Origin of the sequence: Caldalkalibacillus uzonensis, assembly GCF_030814135.1 — a bacterium.
GTDB lineage: Bacteria > Bacillota > Bacilli > Caldalkalibacillales > Caldalkalibacillaceae > Caldalkalibacillus > Caldalkalibacillus uzonensis.
Window position 1 is genome coordinate 1 of record NZ_JAUSUQ010000041.1, and the last position, 4,240, is coordinate 4,240.

Below are 4,240 nucleotides of genomic sequence, written 5' to 3' on the forward strand. Positions count from 1 at the left end.
GGCTTAGTTTCCTATTGCCTTTTTTCGCTACACCTCCGTTAAAGCAGCGATTTTGTTCAAATTAGTCTCTTGACATCATACCGCTGCTCTTTTTCTTAACAAATTTGATCTTTTTGGCATTGTGATATGTTTATAATCTCACTTTATGCTTCTTCATTTTTCTTAATAATGTTGTGTGAGATACACCAAGTTTTTTGGCTGCTTTACGGATGCTTCCTGCTTGCTCCAACATGGTAACAATTAATTCTTTTTCAACAGATTCGAACATATTCGTTGAAAAAGATTGATTAGCATTTTCCAATAATAATGATTTTTGTTTAAGTGATTTATCTTCATTTTTTCCAAATGGCAAATGCTTTTTATAAATAATGTCTTGATTCACAGTCAAAACAAGCCTTTCTATCATATTGGTTAATTCCCTTACATTTCCTGGCCAAGTATATTGCTGCATAACCTCTAAGGCAGAAATGGAGATAGATTTGTTTGTCTGGTATTTCTCATTTAATTTATTAAGAAAATAACCGATTAAGGGAGAGATATCTTCTTTCCGTTCCCTTAGTGGGGGAATAGTGATAGGCACTACATTCAAACGATAATACAAATCTTCTCTAAACTTTCCTTGTGAAACCATTAACTCTAAATTGCGATTGGTTGCCGCAATAATTCTTACATTGACTTGAATTTCCGTTGTCCCACCTACTCGTGTCAAACATTGGTCTTGCAAGATTCTCAAAAGCTTAACTTGAAGGTGTAAGGGAATTTCACCTACTTCATCTAAGAACAAAGTGCCGTTATGGGCTAATTCAAACATCCCAGGTTTTCCTTCTTTTTTTGCTCCTGTATAGGCACCGGGGGCATATCCAAAAAACTCTGATTCTAAAAGTTCACTAGGGATTGCACCACAGTTCACCTTGATAAAGGCACCTGTTCTATTTCTACTACTATTTTCATGAATGGCTTTGGCAACAACTTCTTTACCTGTACCGGTCTCACCAAGGAGCAATACAGTAGAATCCACCTGTGATATTTTATTGGCCAATGCCATAATTTCCTTCATTTTTTTACTAGCAACAACAAGTCCAGAAATCATTTCAAAATGAAAATATCTATGAAAATCTGAGGGACATTCGGTCGATATAATTTCAAATTTTTTCATTTTTTCACCTCCATAATTTATGTAATAACTTGTACATTTTCAAGTTAAACAAACATTGTAGATACTTCCTACTAAATCCATACAGCTTTAATTGAGAAATTTTTGTGGTAAGTATAAAACGATTTCAGGAATATAGGTTACAAAAAGCAAGACGATAACAGAAGCGATGATAAAGGGAACAACAGCACTACTTAATTGGGAAACACTTACTTTAGTCGCTCCCGATACAACAAACAAAACTATACCAATAGGAGGGGTTATTAATCCAATTACCAGATTTAATGTAACTATCACTCCAAAATGAACAGGATCTATCCCTAATTGTTCAATTATAGGTAGCAAGACAGGTACTAAAATGATAATCGCTGCAAACGGTTCCAAGAACATTCCCACTAATAAAAGCAGTAAATTAATGATTAGTAAGATCACAAGGGGGTTCTCCGATAATGCTAAAAGTGTTTCAGCAATCATTTGTGGAATTCTTTCCATGGTCAATGTCCAACCAAAAATATTAGCTGTTGCCACGATAATCATAATAGTCGCTGTTATCAGACCGGTTCTCATAAAAATGCCGGGGAGATGATTCCATTTTAAATCCCGGTATATAAACATCCCTAATATAAATGCAATTAAACTCCCCATTGCACCTGCTTCAGTGGGGGTAAAACTACCGGTAACTATGCCAACAATAATAAGTACCGGTATTGTTAAGGCAGGACTTGCAATTATAAAACTTTTCAACATATCATTAATACTGGAGCGTACTTTAGTCGGATAATTCTTCTTTTTTGCATAAAAATAAGAAATAACCATAAAAGCTATACCAAGCAATATACCAGGCACTATTCCAGCCAGGAATAATGCGCCTATTGATGTTCCAGCAGCTACTCCGTACACGATAAACACCATACTGGGGGGAATAATTGGACCCATAATAGAAGAGGCTGCTGTGACAGCCGATGAATATTCATTGCTATAGCCGTCTTTTTTCATTTCAGGAACCATTGAAGAGCTTTGAATCGCTGCAACTGCATTAGCTGAACCAACAATGGAAGACAAAAACATACTTACTAGAATGTTGACATAAGCCAATCCACCTCTGAAATGGGCAACCAGAGAACGCGCAAAATTTGTCAATCTTCCTGTAATTCCACCATTATTCATTAATTCACCTGCTAATACAAAGAAAGGAATAGCCATCAAACTAAAGTTATTTGCAGCTGCAATCATACGTTGAGGTACATTAATTAAAAATGAGAAATTTTCACTCACCAAAATGTAGAAAATGCTTGATAACCCAAGTACAAACGCTATGGGTACTCCAACAATTAGGAGAATCAAAAAAGTTATGATGATGATTGACATGCCTTTTTCTCCCTCCGGTTAATGACCACTTTTATCAAAGACTCGATGGTGTGTATAAACATAAAACCAAAACCTACCGGAACAGAACTGTACACAATTACCATGGGAAGACGCATAGCAGGTGAAACTTGACCCATAATACTCGGTGACATTGCTTGTTTAACCCCATAATAAAAAGAGATCAGTATGAAGATTAGTATTAAGATTTGAATAACCAATTGACAAACCCATTGCCAGCGACCATGAATTTTTTTTTGTATCAGATCAAGAGCTGCTAAATCTGCATTCCTTAAAGCAATACTGGCCCCAAGAAAGGTGATCCATATTAAACAAAATCTTGCAAGCTCTTCAGCCCAAAATAGTGAAAAACCCAAAAATGTACGGCAAATCACTTGAGCGATAACGACAATAGTCATTATCATCACGATAAGCATCAATAATGTTTTTGATAGCTTATACAGCCATTCGGCTATTTTCCCCAAATCAACCCCCCCCTTCGCTTCTGAATCCTAGAGGTGATTAGAGTCCAGGACAGATTCTATAAGAATCTGTCCTGAACTAAATTATTGATCTGCTTTAATCAACTCAACCTGTTTAACAAATTCCTGAATTAATGGGTGTTTTTCCATATATTTGTCATAAACAGGCTTCACCTCTTCAAGAAATAATTGTACATTTTCCAACTCTTCAACTTGAGTATCAGTCTCAACTAATTTTTTTAGAGATTCGTCATCAACTTGTCTTAACTGTTCCACTATCCATACCTGTGTTTCTTTTCCAGCTTCAATAAGAATTTGTTGATGTTCTGCAGATAAAGAATTAAACAGATCCAGATTCATTATATTGATATTAGGCCATGGGAAGTGAGCAGTTAATGCCACATATTTAGTAACTTCATGAAAATTTTCATCAATATATGCTGGTAAGTTCGCTTCATGGGCATCGATTACTCCTGTTTGAAGACCACTGTATATTTCCCCATATGGCATTGGAGTAGGTTCAGCACCTAGGGTTCTAAATATATCAAGCATCAAGGGACTTTCTGCAACCCGTATTTTTAACCCTTGCATATCATCTGGAGATTGTACAGGAGCTATATTGCTACCTACATGACGCATACCACTTTCATTAATACCGAGTCCTTTCAAATTTATTTCTTCAAGAGAATCTAACATCTTATGAGCAGTATCAGTCTTTATTGCCTCGGCAAAAACCTCATAGGAATCTAATAGGAATGGTAACTGCAATGCATCCATTACTGGTGTTTGCCCGCTGAAAACCGATGAAGAAATGAAACCTGCATCTAGTGATCCGTTTTGAATCATTTCTAACATATCCAAGTCACCACCGAGCTGTCGAGAAGGATAGATCTCGATTTGAATGTTGCCTTCCGATTTCTCTTCTACTAAGTTAGCATAATACTCTGCAGCCATATGATATGGATGAGATGTTTGTGTAACATGTCCCAGTCTTAAGACGAGAGTTTCTTCATTTAAAGAAGTGTTAGATCCATTATTTTCCTGAACACCTTCACCGCTAGCTTCTTCTGATCTCCCACAAGCTGTTAAAGTAAGTAAAGCAAAAAATACTAAAAATACAACTGAAATCTTACCTTTCATTATTTTTCCCCCTTGTATATTATGTTTTAGCCTTCATTTGAAGGTCTTTCAAACCTAAAACTGTTCCTTGAAAATTGAATAAAGATTCGTTTTGGTGATG

Annotated in this window: 4 protein-coding genes; all 4 read right to left on the reverse strand. The window is 36.0% G+C overall.

Going from position 1 to position 4,240, the window contains the following annotated elements:
• Nucleotides 1-130: 130 nt before the first annotated feature.
• The 4 genes from J2S00_RS19630 to J2S00_RS19645 all read right to left on the reverse strand — a co-directional run bounded on the left by J2S00_RS19630 (nucleotide 131) and on the right by J2S00_RS19645 (nucleotide 4,140).
• Nucleotides 131-1,156, reverse strand: coding sequence for a sigma-54 interaction domain-containing protein (locus J2S00_RS19630; RefSeq protein ID WP_307343976.1), 1,026 nt, complete (start codon nucleotides 1,154-1,156; stop codon nucleotides 131-133).
• 87 nt (nucleotides 1,157-1,243) lie between these two features.
• Nucleotides 1,244-2,521: a TRAP transporter large permease gene (locus tag J2S00_RS19635; RefSeq protein ID WP_307343979.1), complete on the reverse strand. Its 1,278-nt coding sequence runs from the start codon at nucleotides 2,519-2,521 to the stop codon at nucleotides 1,244-1,246.
• The gene (locus J2S00_RS19640) at nucleotides 2,503-3,003 is read right to left on the reverse strand and encodes a TRAP transporter small permease (protein WP_307343982.1); all 501 of its coding nucleotides are present in this window, start codon (nucleotides 3,001-3,003) and stop codon (nucleotides 2,503-2,505) included. The genes J2S00_RS19635 and J2S00_RS19640 overlap by 19 nt, the downstream gene beginning before the upstream one ends.
• An 81-nt stretch (nucleotides 3,004-3,084) precedes the next feature.
• On the reverse strand, nucleotides 3,085-4,140 hold the full coding sequence (locus J2S00_RS19645) for a TRAP transporter substrate-binding protein (RefSeq protein ID WP_307343985.1): 1,056 nt from the start codon (nucleotides 4,138-4,140) through the stop codon (nucleotides 3,085-3,087).
• Between the last annotated feature and the right edge of the window lie 100 nt (nucleotides 4,141-4,240).